Source organism: Saccharothrix sp. NRRL B-16348 (assembly GCF_001280085.1).
GTDB lineage: Bacteria > Actinomycetota > Actinomycetes > Mycobacteriales > Pseudonocardiaceae > Actinosynnema.
Genome location: NZ_LGED01000232.1, coordinates 70706 through 86283 on the forward strand (window position 1 = coordinate 70706; position 15578 = coordinate 86283).

At 71.3% G+C, this 15578-nt stretch carries 12 protein-coding genes; 6 read left to right on the forward strand and 6 right to left on the reverse strand.

What is annotated here, in order from left to right:
- Nucleotides 1-42 precede the first annotated feature (42 nt).
- Complete coding sequence (locus ADK67_RS35855; RefSeq protein WP_053721005.1) at nt 43-1488, reverse strand: MFS transporter; 1446 nt, start codon at nt 1486-1488, stop codon at nt 43-45.
- A gap of 167 nt (nt 1489-1655) precedes the next feature.
- On the opposite strand from ADK67_RS35855, the gene ADK67_RS35860 reads away from it, so the two are divergent.
- A complete protein-coding gene (locus ADK67_RS35860) occupies nt 1656-2210 on the forward strand; it encodes a hypothetical protein (protein ID WP_053721006.1) in 555 nt (184 codons plus the stop codon).
- Nucleotides 2211-2293: 83 nt separating this feature from the next.
- Here the strand turns inward: ADK67_RS35860 and ADK67_RS35865 are convergent, their stop codons facing one another.
- From ADK67_RS35865 to ADK67_RS35880, 4 genes are all read right to left on the reverse strand, one after another.
- Complete coding sequence (locus ADK67_RS35865) at nt 2294-3247, reverse strand: glycoside hydrolase family 11 protein (protein ID WP_053721007.1); 954 nt, start codon at nt 3245-3247, stop codon at nt 2294-2296.
- Between the two features lie 195 nt (nt 3248-3442).
- Nucleotides 3443-5536, reverse strand: a complete 2094-nt coding sequence (locus tag ADK67_RS35870) for a CotH kinase family protein (RefSeq protein ID WP_053721008.1) — start codon at nt 5534-5536, stop codon at nt 3443-3445.
- A complete protein-coding gene (locus tag ADK67_RS35875) occupies nt 5527-6360 on the reverse strand; it encodes a polyphosphate polymerase domain-containing protein (RefSeq protein ID WP_053721009.1) in 834 nt (277 codons plus the stop codon). The genes ADK67_RS35870 and ADK67_RS35875 overlap by 10 nt, the downstream gene beginning before the upstream one ends.
- The gene (locus tag ADK67_RS35880; protein ID WP_053721010.1) at nt 6357-6959 is read right to left on the reverse strand and encodes a DUF4956 domain-containing protein; all 603 of its coding nucleotides are present in this window, start codon (nt 6957-6959) and stop codon (nt 6357-6359) included. The genes ADK67_RS35875 and ADK67_RS35880 overlap by 4 nt, the downstream gene beginning before the upstream one ends.
- A gap of 379 nt (nt 6960-7338) precedes the next feature.
- Between ADK67_RS35880 and ADK67_RS35885 the strand changes: the two genes are divergently transcribed.
- The 5 genes from ADK67_RS35885 to ADK67_RS35905 all read left to right on the forward strand — a co-directional run bounded on the left by ADK67_RS35885 (nt 7339) and on the right by ADK67_RS35905 (nt 12960).
- Nucleotides 7339-8343 carry a hydroxyacid dehydrogenase gene (locus tag ADK67_RS35885; RefSeq protein ID WP_053721011.1) on the forward strand — a complete coding sequence of 335 codons (1005 nt, stop codon included), beginning with the start codon at nt 7339-7341 and terminating at the stop codon, nt 8341-8343.
- Nucleotides 8344-8453: 110 nt separating this feature from the next.
- On the forward strand, nt 8454-9569 hold the full coding sequence (argC, locus tag ADK67_RS35890) for an N-acetyl-gamma-glutamyl-phosphate reductase (RefSeq protein ID WP_231648509.1): 1116 nt from the start codon (nt 8454-8456) through the stop codon (nt 9567-9569).
- Nucleotides 9559-10719, forward strand: a complete 1161-nt coding sequence (gene pgk, locus ADK67_RS35895; protein ID WP_053721012.1) for a phosphoglycerate kinase — start codon at nt 9559-9561, stop codon at nt 10717-10719. Before argC ends, pgk begins: the two co-directional genes overlap by 11 nt.
- Nucleotides 10716-11843 (forward strand): iron-containing alcohol dehydrogenase, encoded by a 1128-nt coding sequence (locus tag ADK67_RS35900; protein WP_053721013.1) that lies wholly within the window; start codon nt 10716-10718, stop codon nt 11841-11843. The genes pgk and ADK67_RS35900 overlap by 4 nt, the downstream gene beginning before the upstream one ends.
- Before the next feature lie 88 nt (nt 11844-11931).
- On the forward strand, nt 11932-12960 hold the full coding sequence (locus ADK67_RS35905; protein WP_053721014.1) for a patatin-like phospholipase family protein: 1029 nt from the start codon (nt 11932-11934) through the stop codon (nt 12958-12960).
- Nucleotides 12961-12969: 9 nt separating this feature from the next.
- Here ADK67_RS35905 and ADK67_RS35910 read toward each other — a convergent pair whose 3' ends face one another.
- Nucleotides 12970-15558, reverse strand: a complete 2589-nt coding sequence (locus ADK67_RS35910) for a hypothetical protein (RefSeq protein WP_053721015.1) — start codon at nt 15556-15558, stop codon at nt 12970-12972.
- Nucleotides 15559-15578: the final 20 nt, after the last annotated feature.

The window sequence follows — 15578 nt, forward strand, 5'->3', positions numbered from 1 at the left end:
CGTAGGACGTGCGGGTCCTACGAGCCTTTTCGCGTGCCCGGCTCAGTTCACCCGGCGGCGGTCGGCGAGGGCGGCGAACAAACCCGCCGCGACGGCCAGCAGACCGCACAGGAGCAACGAGAACCGGTAGCCCGACAGCAGCGCCGCGACCGGCGCATCGGCCACGGACGTGCCCGCCGGCAGCTCACCGGCCGTGCGGCTGACCGCGATGGCGGCGAACAACGCGACACCGAGCGCGGACCCGAGCTGCTGGGACGTGTTGAACAGGCCACCGGCCAGCCCTTGCCGGTCGTCGGGCACGCCCGCCGTCGCGGAGATGATGATCATCACGACGGCGGTGATGTTGCCGAACCCGACCAGGGCCGTGCCGACGAGCACCGCGACCAGTCCCGCCGTGCCGGTGGGCAGCGCGGCCATCGCCAGCGACCCGACCGCCTGGGCGGCGACGCCGAGGACCATCGTGGCGCGCGAGCCGATCTTCGCCGAGATCCGGCCCGCCACGAACCCGGCGAGCATGGCGGTGAGACCGAGCACCGAGAACGTCAGCCCCGTGCGCAACGGCGTGTACCGCTCGACCACCTGGAGGTACAGCGTGACGACGTAGGTCGAGCCGACGAACGCCCCGATCAGCGCCAGGTTCGTCACGTTGGCCACGACCAGCGCCCGCAGCTTGAAGATGCTCATCGGGACCAGCGGGTGCGGCGCCCTGTTCTCGATGAGCACGAACGCCACCAGCAGGACCGCGGACAGCCCGAACGCCGTCAACGTCGTCGCGCCCAGCCAGCCGTGCGTGTGCGCCACCGACAGCCCGTAGACGAGGCTGATCAACGCCACCGTGACCGTGAGCGCGCCCGGCAGGTCGAGCTTCGTGCGGTTGGCGGGCCGCGCGGCCTCGGTGATGAACAGCACCGCGGCGACACCGGTGATCACGCCGATGGGCACGTTGATGAAGAACACCCACCGCCAGTTCAACAGGTCGGTCAGCACACCGCCCGCGATGACACCGCACACGAACCCCAACGACAGCACCGCGCCCCACACCCCCAGTGCGCGGTTGCGCGCCGGCCCTTCGGGGAACGAGGTGGTCAACAACGCCAGGGCCGCCGGCGCCACGAACGCGGCGGCCAACCCCTGGACACCGCGCAGCACGACCAGCTGCACGGCGTCCTGCGCGAGACCGGCGAACAGCGAGGCGACGCCGAACACCAGCAGCCCGACGATGAACAGCCGCCGTTGCCCATGGAGGTCGGCGACCCGGCCGCCGAGCAGCAGGCAGCCGCCGAACGTCAGGGCGTAGGCGCTGACCACCCACTGCAGGTCGTTGACGGAGAAGCCGAGATCGGTCTGGATCGTCGGCAGGGCGACGTTGGTGATGGAGAAGTCGAGGACGATCATGAACTGCGCGGCGCACAACAACAGCAGGACGAGCCCACTCCGCGCCCCACCGGCGACCGGCCGCCCGGCCCGCGTTTCAGCTGTACTGGACAACGTCGAACTCCCTTGGACGGATGGGAAACTGATTGCGCTTCCACTGTCCTCAAGGGAGGGGAACCGATCCAGAGCTGCGCCGTTTCACCGGGAAAATGCGTGCGGCTATGGGGAGTTAACGTATTGCGCGATTCCGGGAATTCCGCACGGCGACGTAGGCTGGCGCCATGTCGCAGCCGTGGACCGTGAAGTCCGTGCCGGTCGCCGTGCTCCTGCTCGTCACGGGCTTCGTCCTGGACGCGGTCACGATCGTCCACACCTACGAGCACATGGTGGAGGTCTTCGCGCCGGCGAGCACGAAGGACGACTCCATGAACGGCTCCGTGGCCGTCCTGTACACGTGGGGCGTGGGTGCGCTCTCGCTGCTCGTCATGGGTCTGAGCACGGTCCTGCTGTGCACGGCCGTCGTCGGCCTCCTGCGTGACCGGCCGTGGGGTCGGACCTTGGCCTTGGTCGTCTTCGTGCCGAACGCGCTGTTCACCGCGGTCGCCCTCCCCGCCTTCGGCTGGCGCGACCGCGCCGCGCTCGACCCGAACGACTTGAGCGCCTACTTCGACCCCGCCACCACGCCGCCGGTCGTGCGGTTCGCGGACGTCGCCGACGTGCCGTTCGGTTTCGCCGGCGCCGTGGGCGGCCTGCTCCTCCTCGTGGTGCCCGCGTCCCGCCGGTGGTACGAGCGGCGGCGCTCGGCGGAGGCACCGGAGCCGGTGTCGGCGAGGTAGGGCGGCGCGGCGGATCAAGGGGCGGGCAGCGCGGAGGCGCGGCGGCTCCGGGGCCGCCGCGCCACAGGCCGCGGGAGGGTGGGTCAGCCGGCCGCGCAGGAGACGGAAGGCCAGGTCCAGTTGCCGTTCGCCTGTATCGTCACGCCCCAGTTGTTGCCGCTGCCGTTCGGCCTCGCGGTCAACGTCTGGGCGTTCGGGTAGCTCGCGCTGATGTTCCAGGTCGACAGGACCTTCGCGGGCGACGGGACGTTCATCGTCACGGTCCAGTTGGACGAGCCGCTGACCGACACGTTGAGGTTGTAGCGGTCGCTCCACCGGTCACCCGCGGACAGGGTGGCGGTGCAGCCGCCGGTGCCCGGGTTGCCCGGGTTGCCGCCCGACACGCCGTCGACGGTGATGTTGGAGCTGCCGCTGCTCTGGTAGCCCTCGGTCGCCATGATCATGTAGTAGTGGCTGCCCAGGTTCATCCCCTGGCGGGCCCACGCGTCGAAGTGGTTGCCGGACGTGATGGAACCGCCGGTCTTCTTCGACTGCCGCACGCTCCAGTACTGGTCGAAAGTCCGCGTGCCGTCGATGGACGGCGCATTGGTCCGGGTGGTCTTGTAGATGTCGTAAGTGCCACCGTCGGTGGTGACCGTGCCCTTGTACGTGCCGGTGGGCCGGTAAGTGCCCCAGTTGTCCACGATGTAGTACTCGACGAGCGGGTTGCGGGTCCAGCCGTAAAGCGTCAGGTAGGCGTTCCCGGACGGGTTGAAGCTGCCCGAGTAGTTCACCGTCCGCCGACCGCCGGTCGCCCATCCCTTGCCGGCCACGAAGTTGCCGGTGTTGCGCCACGACGTGCTGTAGTTGCCGCCGGACCCCAGCTCCATGGAGACCGTGCCCTGGCTGTCCGTCCAGAACGAGTAGAAGTACCCGTTGTTGGTGCCCTCTTGATTGGTGGTCACGGCCGCGTGCGCGTTCGACGTCACTATTGCCATGAGCAGGAAGGTGATCGCCGTCAACGGGAGCAATCTCCCGCCTCTGATCTTGCTGGACATCGGCGAAATTCCTTTCAGCAGCGCTGCTGATCGACGGCAACGAGCATCAAGTCGACGCCCGGAACCTGTCAACGGTTTGCGAAACTTTCCGGTCGAATCCGCCGAACGGATTCACGTGGTGAAACACGAAATCATTCGCTCACGGTCGCGTGCCCGACACCGGGGTGGTGTCGGGCACGCGCGTCCGCCGAACCGTCAACTACCGGTGCAGGTGAGCACCGGTGCGCCGGGCGACCCCGAGCCGAGGAACCCGAACGTGGTGCTGACGCCCGCGCCGACCGAGCCGTTGTGCGCGGCGTTGCGGGCGGTGACCGTCGAGCCCTGGCTGGTCACGGAGGCGTTCCACGACTGGGTGACCGTTTCACCGTTCGTGTAGGTCCACGACACGGTCCAGTTGCTGATCGCCGACGTGCCCGCGGTGACGCGGACCTCGCCCTGGAACCCGCCTTGCCACTGGTTGACCACCGTGTACGTCGCCGAGCACCGCGCACCGCCGGGCTGCGTGGTCGTAGTCGTAGTGGTGGAGGTCGGGGTCGTCGAGGTCGGCGTCGTGGTCGACGTCGGCGTGGTCGAACCGCCCCAACCCTGCGCCGAGTCCAACCACGTGACGCGGCGCTGCATCCAGTCCCGCATCGCCTGCACCTGGCCCTGCCACGTCGGCGCGGTCGGGGTGCGGAAGAAGCCGACCGTCGGCGAGCTGAGGTTGGGCCAGCGCTGGAAGTTGCGCTGCGCGCCGTTGGTCAGCGGCCGGGAGAGCGCGTCGACCCGCGTCGTCAGCGACGAGTCGGAGAGCAGGCCGCGCCGCAACGACTGCCAGCGCGACTTGAGCTGGTTCACGAACGCCGGGTCGCGCAGGAGTTGCGCGTGCCAGTCGTTGGCCGTCGGCTGCCGGGTCTGCAGGTGCTGCCAGCCGGAGACCTGGTCGTTCTGGAAGAACCCGCCGACGCCGAACGTGAGGTCGAAGTCCCACAGCGGCCCGGCGAAGATCTTGCCGTCCCGGTCCTTGTAGAAGTGGGCGCTGCGGAGGTAGGCGTCCATGCCGCGGCTCAGCTCGTTGACGATCATGTGGTCGATGAACGACGGCACGTCGATGTACTTCTGGTACCCGGTGGCCGGGTCGGCGAAGTTCGGCGCGCGCAGCACGTTGTGGAACTCCTGGATGTGCCCGCGCAGCCAGTCCCGCTGCTGGGTGTTCAACGGGTCGGGGTCGGCCACCTCGAGGTAGTTCCAGCAGGTGTTCGTCGGCCCGGTGCACGGCAGCGTCGGCTCTTCGGCCGCCATCCACTCGAACTTGAAGATGTACCCGCCCTGGATCGCGGGCAGGGTCGTGTCGTCCTCGTCCAGACCCTTGAGGTCCAGCCGGTTCTTCGAGTTCTTGATGGTCTCGACCATCATGTAGACGCCCATGTAGTCGTTGGCGCCGACGGGGGTCGCGTCGGTGTTGAGGTAGAACTCGACGAACTTGTACCGCGGCGCCTTGAGCCCCATCTCGCGGCCGAGGTCGTAGATGAACGCCTCGCGGATCAGGGCCTTGTCGGTGAACGGGCCGCGCAGCACCCAGTCGGAGTCGGCGGGCATGCCGAGCACCGGGTAGTCGGCGTCGTCGCCCGCGTTGTCCCAGAACTCCAGCCGGTACGGCGTCTTCTCGAACGAGGCCGACGACTGGCCGCGCAGCTTGAACCCGGCGCGGGTGGCGACCGCGGGCGTCGAGGCCAACGACGTGGTGCCGCCCGCGGGCGGCTCGAAGATCATGGTGGCGCCGTTGAAGTACTCGCGCTGCGGCTTGCCCGCGCCGTAGGAGTCGATCATGACGACCGGCAGGTCGTGCGCCGTGGTGACGTCGCGCGCGGCGTACATGGCCGTGCCGGGCCGACCGGACGCCGCTTGGTTGACGAAGGCCTGCGCGCGCAGCTGGGTGGTGCGGGTGAACTGCAGCGGTGAGCCTTGGTACAGCGCCGACTGCGCGTTGGGCAGCTGCCCGTCGGTGGTGTAGCGGATCTGGGCGCCGGCGATCGCGGTGCTCAGCGACACCGACACCTGCCCCTGGAACGTGCCGCTGGGCACGGAGAACGTGATGTCGCCGACGAGGTCGTCGGCGGCCGCCGCGGCGGCGATGGCGTCGGCCGCGGCCGTGCCGCCGGTCGATCCGCCGGTCGATCCGGTGGGGGAGACGGGTTCGGCGCCGGCCGACAACGGGACGAGCAGTCCGGTGAGGAGCACGGCGGCGACCGCGAGCCCCTTGGCCTGGTGGGTTGCCGCGGCGCCGTTGCTGCGGGGGGTCAAACGCACGATGCCTCCTGTTCGGGTCGGTGGGACAGGGTGGTCGGTGCCGGTCCCACCGACGACGTGGTGCCGCGGAAGTGGCGGCGCAGCGTGCGTCGCCACGGCGCGTCCGGCAGGTCGACGCGGAGCGCGGCCAGACCGGTGGCGTACTTGGAGATCCGCGCGGGCCGCACCCCCCGTTGCCACAGCATGCGGTCGACCGGCGACGCGGCCGACGCGGTCTTGGTCTCGATCACGGCGGAGCCGGACAACCGCAGCGTGGCCCCGTCGTGCCGCCAGGACAGCGCGGTGTCGATGGTGACCCGGCTCGCGGATTCCGGCAGCAGCAACGTGGTGCGGTGGTAGTCCGTGACCAGGACCGGGTCGAGCGCGCCGTCGGCGCCGGGCGCGATCGACTCGCGGGCCAGCGCCTCGTCGACGAAGGCACGCCCCGGGCGCACGGTGTCGCAGTCGCCCGGGTGGTACGGCAGCCGGTGCTTGGTGACGCTGCCCCGGGCGCCGCTGATCTTGACCTCCAGCCAGCACTCGGCGGAGTCGAGGTACGTGCGGGTGCGCACCTTGAACCGGCGCCGCCTGCGGTAGGCCGCGGAGTGGTAGCTGTCCAGCCGAGGCGTGTCGAAGTAGACCGACTCGTAGCGGAACGTGCGCTCACCGCCGATGTCGAGCACCCGCGCGTGCGGCGCGAGTTGCTCCAGCAGATGGGGCAGCGCTTCGGCAGGCACGACGTACTTGCGGTCGACCCTGGTCTGCAACGCGGCCCGCTCGATCAGCTCGGCCAGTCCGACGGGGGTCATCCGCGCGAGGGCGGGCAGGGAGGTCGTCGTGGTCATCGGCGCGCTCCCGAGTGCGCGGGCGCGGTGGGCGGTGTGGTCAGGGCGCGTTCGGTCAGCGCGTACCGGACGTCGACGATCGTCGTCTCGTTCACCAGGTCGAGCCGTTGCACGGTGACGGAGTGCACCCTGGCGTTGAGCAGCTGCTCCAGGTGCGCGACGAGCGTGACGTGGTCGGTGATGGCCGAGTCGAGGACCAGGACCTGGTGCCGGTAGTGGCGGAACAGCTTCCGGTTGTCGCCCAGGAACATCACCACGACGATGAGCCCCATGAGGCCGCCGTTGAGCCACAGCGAGGTCGTGCTCAACGCGCCGAGCAGGCCGAGGGCGAGGGCGGAGAAGTAGTACGCCACCTCGTGCTGGTCGAGTTCCGTCGAGCGCAGGCGGATGATCGACAGGACGCCGAACAGCGCCATGCCGAGCCCGATGCCCGCGCCGGTGTCGGCGGTGCTCAGCGCGCTCGCGACGGCGAGGACGCCGATGTTGACCCCCAGGTAGGCGACGACCAGGTCGCGGCGGCGGTGTCGCGGGAAGTAGAGCCCGAAGACGAGCAGCGCCACCGCGCAGATGTCGATCGCGAACAGGACGAGTTGGGACATCTCGTTCGTTCCTCCTACAGCCGCATGCCGAGGTCGGCTGGGCACCGCCCGCTTCTTGGCGGGGGTCTGCAGGACGGTCGCCGAAACTTTCGAATATTCAGGTAAACTTTCGGGAACTCGATCGAAACGATAGGGGCCACTGTGGTGTCGCGTCAATGAACTGCCGGTGTACTGACGTGTCTCAAAACGTGGATGCTTCGCTGGTGGGGGCCATTCGGTCGTGAACCGTGCAGCCTTTTGGCGGGCCAGTCGAGCCGTACGCGCGGTAATCGGCCCATGTCAAACGGTACCGAAACTTTCGGAGTGGGTGGAGCCAAGTTGACCAAGGACGGTCGCGCCACGGGCACGGGGTCTTCCGAACGGTGACGACCGCGGGACCATGGACCCGGTCACGTCGAGGGTGAGGGGGACGGTCATCGAGACGGCGAAGGTCCTCGTGGTCGACCCGATGGACGGCACGGCGGTCGACCGCCTGCGGCGCGTGGCGGACGTGCTCGTGCGCCCGCGGCCGTCCGCCGCCGAGCTGCCGGACCTCGTGGCGGACGCCGACGTGATCGTCCTGCGCAGCGGTGTGCGCCTCACCGCGTCCGTCCTGGGCCGCGCCTCGAAGCTCAAGGTCGTCGTGCGGGCGGGCACCGGCGTGGACAACATCGACCTGGAGGCCGCCTGGCGTGCCGGGGTGCGCGTGTTCACCGTCCCCGGCGCCTCCGCCACCGCGGTCGCCGAACTCGCGATCGGGCTGACGCTCGCGGTGTCGCGCCGGATCGCCCTCGCCGACCGGCACGTGCGCGCCGGTCGGTGGCCGAAGGCGGAGCTGGTGGGCCACGAGTTGAGCGGCAAGGACTTCGGGCTCGTGGGGTTCGGCGAGATCGGCGCCCGCGTCGCGCGGATGCTGGCCGGGTTCTCCCCGCGCCTGCGCACGGCGATCCGGCTGCCGACGCCGTCGCGGCGTGCGGCGATCGCCCGGCAGGGCGTCGAGGTGGTTGACCTGCCGACGCTGCTGCGCGAGTCCGACGTCGTCTGCCTCGCCGTGCCGTTGACCGACCTCACGCGCCGCCTGATCGGCGCGGACGAGCTGCGTGCCATGAGGCGGCACGCCTTCCTGGTCAACGTGTCGCGCGGCGGTGTGGTGGACGAGGACGCCCTGGCGGCGGCCCTGCGCGAGGGCACGATCGCGGGCGCCGGCCTCGACGTGCACGAGTCCGAGGGCGGCGTCAGCCCGTTCGCCGGGCTGGACAACGTCGTCCTCACCCCGCACATCGGCGCGATGTCGGTGGACGCGCAACGCCGCATCGGGGACGTCGTGGTCGACACGGTCATCGGCGCCCTCGGTGGTGGGTCGCCGATCCCGGCGGCGGCCCGGGAGCAACGGCCTGACCGCTGATCACCGCAGCACGCACGGCCGGTGCGACGAACTTCCGCCGAGCCCGCCGCGCGGGCCGCTAGCCTCGGGTCCGAGCACCGCACTCCTGGCCCGGCCGAGGGGGGACGCCCGTGCGCACACCCACGTCCGCGGGTCGGCGACCGGCCGGCGGCTTGACCGCCGGGGTCGTCGGCGCGAGCGGGCACGCGGGCGGCGAGCTGTGCCGACTGCTGCTCGGCCACCCCGAGGTGGCGACGATCCTGCCCACCTCGCGCGGCGACCGCGCGTTCGACGCCGTGCACCCCAACCTCCTCGGCGCCGGGCTGGCGTTCCTCGACGAGGGTGGGCTCCGGGACCGGGCGGACTCGCTGGACGTGGTCTTCTTCTGCACGCCGACCGGTGAGGCCATGCGCCAGGCGCGGCACTACCTCGAGCGGGACGTGCTGGTCGTCGACCTGAGCGCCGACTTCCGCTTCCGCGACCCCACCGCGTTCCAGCAGGCGCACGGACGCGCGCACACCGATCCCGAGCTGCTCTCCGAAGCCGTCTACGGCCTGACCGAGCTGCGCCGGGAGGAGATCGCGAACGCCCGCCTGATCGCCAACCCCGGCTGCTACGCGATCACCGCGGTCCTCGCGCTCACGCCGTTGCTGCGCACCGGGTGGTGGCGTCGGGACGCGCCGGTGTCGGTCCACGCGGTCAACGGCAGCACCGGCGCGGGCAGCGAGCCCAAGACCGCCGTGATGCACGCCGAGATGACCGCGTCCATGCTCTCGTACCAGCTGTCGGGCCACCGGCACGCCCCCGAGCTGGAGGCGTTCTTCGCGGCGGAGACCGGGGAACCGGTCGTGGTCGACCTGAACACCGCGCACGGCGACTTCGCCCGGGGGATCCACCTGCAGGCCAACGTCCACCTCACCGAGGGGGTGTCCCGGGAGGACCTGCTCGCCCGGTACGTCGACGCCTACGGCGCGGACCACGACGGGGAGCACTTCGTCCTGGTGAACACCCGGCCGAAGGTCGGCGCGCGTGACGAGAAGCAGTACGACCTGTACCCGCGGCTCGGGAGCGTGGTCGGGTCGAACTTCTGCCACCTCGGCGTCGACGTCGACCCGGAGCGGCGGATCGCGAAGGTCGTCGCGGTGACCGACAACCTGGTCAAGGGCGCCGCCGGGTCGGCCGTGCAGAACATGAACGCCGCCCTCGGGCTGCCCGAGACGACCGGGCTGCGGGCCTATGCGCTGTGACGGCGTGCCGCTGCTGTCCGATGCGGACATCCGGCCGGGTGACCGGTGGATCTACTCGGCGGGCTTCAACGTGCGCCCGGACCTCGCCGCCACGGCCAGGATCGACGAGGAGCTGCCGGACCTCCGCCGGATCCTGGGCGCCGGCGGGCGGCTCGCGATCCTGTCGCACCAGGGATCGCACCGCGACCGCTCCGCCACCTCCCTCGACTTCGTGGCGAAGTACCTGTCCGACCGGCTCGGCACGGTGGTGGAGCACCACCCGGGCAACGACACCGCGGAGGCCGTCGCCCGTGCGCGGCGACTGCGGCCGGGCGAGGCGGTGCTGTTCGGCAACACCCGCGAGCACGCGGGGGAGGAGGGCAACGACCCCGGGCTGGCGCGGCGGTTCGCGGCGCTCGGCGACGCGGTGGCCGTCGGCGGCTTCTCGAAGGCGCACCGGGCGCACGCGTCCAACGTCGGCCTGCTCGACCACCTGCCCGGCTACCTGGCCGACAGCGTGGTGGCGCAGCTCGCGCTGCTCGCGCCGTGGTCCGGCGCCTCGACGCGGTACTCGGTCGCCGTGCTCGGCGGTGTGAAGCGCGAGAAGACGACGCCGGGGCTGGACGCGCTGGCACGGTGCTACGACCTGGTGGTGCCCGGCGGCGCGGTGCTCAACGGCCTGCTGCGCGCGACGGGGCACCGGATCGGCGCGTCAGCGCCCGGCGACGCGAGCGTGGCGGAACGGGTGCTGGCCCGGGACAACCGCGCCGAGATCCATTTGCCGCGCGAGGTCGTGGTGGCCGATCGCGACCTGACCCGCTCCGCCGTCGTGCCGGTGCGCGACGGCGTGCCGCCGGGGTGGTCGATCGTGGACTTCGTGCCGCGACCGTGGCTGCACGACCGGCTCGACCGCCTGGCCGCGGGTGGTCGTGCGCTGCTCGCGGGCACACCGTGCCTCTACGCGCACGGCTTTCGCCGAAGCGCCGACGTGCTGCTCGCCGCGTTCCGCGCCCCGTCGGTGGACGCGTTGCTGCTCGGCGGCGACACGGTCGCCGAACTGCCGTGGCACGGCCCGGCGTCGACCGGTGGCGGCGCCGCCTTGCACTTCCTCGGCCACGGGACGCTGCCCGTCCTCGACGCGCTCCGCCGGACCGGGGGTGTGACGCGGTGATCTTCGACGTGTCCCTGCCGACCGCGGTGGTGTTCGGCGCCGGGCGGTTCGCCGAGCTGGGGGCCAGGACCAGGGCGCTGGGCGGTCGCGCGCTGCTGGTGTGCGGCCGGTCGGCGGCGCGTGAGCACGGGCTGCTCGCCGCCGCGGCGAGCTCGTTGGCGGGCGCGGGTGTCGCGGTGACGGTCTTCGACCAGGTCTCCGAAGGGCCGATGGACACCGAGGTCGACGCCGCCGTCGGGGCGGGCCTGGCGGCTTCCTGCGACGTGGTCGTCGGGCTGGGCGGTGGCAGCGCGATCGACGCCGCGAAGGCCGCCGCCGTCGGGCTGCGCGCCGGGCCGGTCGGACCGCTGGTCGGCGCACCCGCGCTCGACCGCGACCCGCGTGCCGTGCCGGTGGTGGCGGTGCCGACGGTCGCGGGCAGCGGCGCCGAGGTGACCAAGGGCGCGATCATCACCGACACGTCCCGCCGGCTGCGGGCGGGCATCCGGGGCGACGACCTGTTCCCGCGCGTGGCCCTGGTCGACCCGGACCTGCTGGTGACGGTGCCCGCGCACGTCGCGGTGGCGTCCGGGTTCGACGCGTTCACCCACCTGGTCGAGGGTTGCGTCGCCCGCCGGTCGGACGACGCGGTGCGGTGGGCCGCCGAACGGGCCCTGCCGCTGCTCGTGCGCCGGCTGCCCGAGATCGCGGCCGGGGCACTGGGGGCGGAGCAACGCGCGGACCTCGCGCTGGCGTCGCTGCTGGGCGGCTTCGCCGTGGCCAACGCCGGCACCTGCCTGCCCCACCGGCTCCAGCAGGCGATGGGCTCGGTGCCGAGGGTCCGGGTGTCGCACGGCCGCGGCCTGGCGCTGCTCTACCCCGCGTGGCTGGCGCACGCCACCGTCCACGCGGGGGAGCGGTTCGCCGCCGTCGCGCGCCTGATGGGCGTCGACGACGTGGCCGACGGGGTGGACCGGTTGACGACCGCGATCGGCGTCGGCGCGCCGCCGGACTCGTTCGGCTTCACGTCGGACGACCTACCGGCGTTGGTGGGCGGCGTCACCGGGAATGTCGACAACGATCCCATCCCGAACGTGGGGGAAACGGTCATCCGCGACATCTACCTGGCCGCATTTCGGCGGTGATCGCACAAAAGGGCTCCTTGCCGCCCTTGGCGGTCGCGCACTACCATCAGCCATTCGCTATTCGTCACGGCGCCCAACGAGGAGCGGGATGTCCGCCGACAGCACGCCCGACCCGTCCGTCACCCACCCGGTGCTGAGAATTCTTCACGAACGTCGGGTGGGCAACGGCAAACCCGGTCAGCGCACGGATCCGCACAAGGTCGGTCTGGCCGTCGAGGGTGGCGGTATGCGCGGTGTGGTGTCCGCCGCCATGCTGGCCGCCCTGGAGGAATTCGGCATCGCCGATTGTTTCGACGCGGTGTACGGCGCATCGGCCGGTGCGATCAGCGGCGCTTATTTCCTCGCGGGCGAGACGTGGAAATCGCTGCCGCTGTACTACCAGGACCTGCCCGCCCGGGGGCTCATCGACCTCAAGCGGGTGCTGCGCGGCAAGTCGATCCTCGACCTCGACCTGCTCTTCGACGACGTGATGGAGCACGTCCGCCCGCTCGACTACGAGAAGGTGCTGAGCGGGCCCGTGCCGCTCGGGGTGGCCGTCACGCTGGTCGACCGGATGGAGCCCCTGCTGGTCACCTCCTTCGAGTCGAAGGCGGACCTCAAGGAGGCGCTGCGCGCGGGCTCGTGGCGTCCGGTGCTGGTCAGGGGCACGGCCGAGTACCGGGGGCAGCGGGCGGTCGACGGGTCGATGCTGGCCGCGCTGCCCTACACCCTCGCGGTCGACGACGGCTGCACGCACGTGCTGTCGCTGAGCACGTTCCCCACCGGCGGCTACTCGACCAAGCCTTCGCTGCTCGGCAAGCTCACCGCGCGGCAGCTCGACCGGGCGCGGAAAGGGCTGGGCGCGCTGTACCTGGACCACGCGCGGAAGAAGTACGACGGCCTGCGCTGGCTGGCCTCGCAACGGGACGCGCCGAACGCCGATCCGCCGTTCGTGCTCGACCTCGCGCCGGCCAGTGGCGAGGACACCATCAGCCGGTGGGAAACCCGGCTGGGTCCGCTGGTCCACGCGGTCGAGCGGTCTTACGAAATGGTGTACACGACATTCCGGATGGGCGCGGGCGGTGAACGCGCTTCGGTGCGCGCGGTGCCGCGCTGGACCGTCGTTCCCGCGGATTGACGGTCGACCTCACGGATTGACGGCCGACTCGGAACGGTGCTCGCGGGCCAGCAATCGCCCGATCTCGTCGTGCCGGAATCGGTAGGCCGCGCCGTCCTGCCGCAGGATCTCCAGGTTCTTCGCCCGTTCGAGGCAGGCGATCAACCGCAAAGGGCTCCGCCTCGCCGCCCACAGCAATGCGGAGGCGATGACGTACGAGCACCAAGGCGAGAAGCACAAGGCGAACACCAGTCCGATGCAGCCGCCCAGGGCCGCGCCGGACTGCCACGAGACATTCGCCGCGTACTCGGCCAGCAGGCCGCTCACCCCGAGGCGCGCCGCGGCCAGGTGGAAGGCCCACATCACGATCGCCGAGGCGACGGTGGGCAGCACGAGGTAGGTCATCGCGACCGTGCGGGCCGAGCGGAACGTGCTGACCGGGGTCGAGGCGACCGGTTTCGGCGTCGGCTCGCTCATCCACCTCACGTACCCGCCCGCGAGGCCGACCGCCAGCCCCGCGGTGAGGCCGTAGACGAGGCCGACCACGGCCCCGTACTCCAGACCGCTCCGCAGACCGCCGACGGCCCCGTAGCGCAGCGCGCCGATGAGCGCGCCGCCCAAGCCGATGCCCAGCCCGCTCACCACGCCCAGCGCCAGGTACGGCAGCAGTCGGCGTTCCCGCCGGGCGGTGGCGACGTCGAGCGGCACGGGCTGGCGGGTCGGCCGGGCCACCTCGAACCGGCGCAGCAGGACGCCCGCGATGAACACGCTGAGCCCGATGCCGAGCGTCGTCGTCAGCCCCCGCACCAGCCCCGCGTGGGCGTCCTTCACCGTCCACTCGTGGGCGGCGGTGACGAACGCGGTGATCACGCCCGCGACGAGGCTGCTCTTGAGCACCGCCGCGGTGGAGCGCTCGATGCTGCGCGCGGCGGCGACGGCCACGCCCATCGCGACACCCAGTTCGGCGGCCACGAAGACGGCGTCCAAGGGGCGCAACAGGGTCAGCGCGCCCGCGAGCACGCTGAGCCCGGTGGTCACGCCCGCCAACGCGCCGCACCGCACCCCGCCCAGCGCGCCGCGGGTCAGGCCGATCGTCATGGCCAGGACCAGGCCGACCGTGATGCCCCGCTTGAGCCCTTCCGGGAAGCCGCTCGTCAACAGGTAGACGAAGCCCGCCAGCACGCCCGCGACGACCGACCACCAGGTCGCGGGCACGAACTCGTAGACCCGCCACCACTCGAACCTCGGCCTGCCGTCCGCCGCGACCAGGCGCAGCCAGCGGCGCGTGGGGTCCGCCCGCGGCCCGCTGCCGCGCGGCCCGGACCCGCGCGGCGCGGGTTCCGGGTCGAGCTTGGCCAGCAGGTCCTCGATCAGGAAGGCCTTGATCCCCGACTCGTCGAGGTGGTCGACGCGCCGCACGAAATCGGCCGGCCGCGACTCGTCGTCGCCGTACTTGCTCCGCACGAGGGAGGCGTAAAGCGGCACGGTCATGACCTCTTTGACCGGTGACGGGCCGGGCTGTTCGAGCAACCGGAACAGCGATCGCCACTTCTCCGGGCGGGTGGACAGGACCCGTGAACCGGGTTCGACGGCGTCCGCGTCGTCACTCGCGCCCGGGGAAACCCGATAAATGCGGAAAAGCCTGGCCCACCTCGCCTCGGGGCGCGACTCGGCCGTGCTCGGCGTGGCGTCGTAACCGTCCTCCGCCTCGCTCAGGAAGTCGATCGCGTCCTCGACCGCCAGCGGTCGCAAAACGACCTCGGTGACGTTCATCGCGCGCAAGCGCTTCTTCACGGCGCTCGCGTAGTCCTCCGTGCGGCACGTGAGGACGAGCGAGGTCGCCTTCGGCAGGAAATCGTGGATCTGGTCCACGACGGCGCCGCGGTCGTGCTCGTCCACCTCGTCGAGACCGTCCAGGACGAATGCCAGTCGCTTCGTCCGGATGAGGCGCACGATGACGTTCGCACCGTAAATCGGCGTGTTCTTCAAGAACGTGTAGTGGTCGCCCAGGGTGCGCACGACCCACGATCCGAAGCTTTCCGAAGCCGGGCTCCAGCCGGACAGGCGGAGCACGACCGGAACCGCGTCGGAACGCGACCGCGCGCGCAACAGAGCGAGCGCCAGGAACAACCCGAGAACCGATTTCCCGGACGCGGGCGCGCCGACGACGACGAACCGGCGGCGACCGGTCGGCGAGGACAGGTAGAGGTCGAGGATCGCCCGCTCGTACTCGCTGAGGGGCTCCGCGACCTCCTCGTCGGGTGGCCGCCGAGCGGCGGGAACGGCCGGTCCGCGGCGTCCGCGGCCGGACACCTCCCACCTGATCTTGGCGGGCACGGTGTCGCGCAGGCCCTGCAGTCGGACCTCGTCCTCCAACTGCTCGACGACGGCCTCGGCCAGCTCGCGCACCGCCAGGTCGACCTGGTCGACCCGCGCCGCCTTAGCCATGCCGGGCAAGCTGTTCTGCAGCACCCAGAACAACGCGGACAGCAGCGCCACAATCGCCGCGACGATGCTCGACACCTCGTCGGTCTTGCTGGTTCCGGCGAACACCCACGTGCCGATCAGAACCGCCAGGGCGCAACCCAGCACCGCCGCGGCGATCCGGTTGCGCACCATGGACCGAGAGTAGTCGCGAA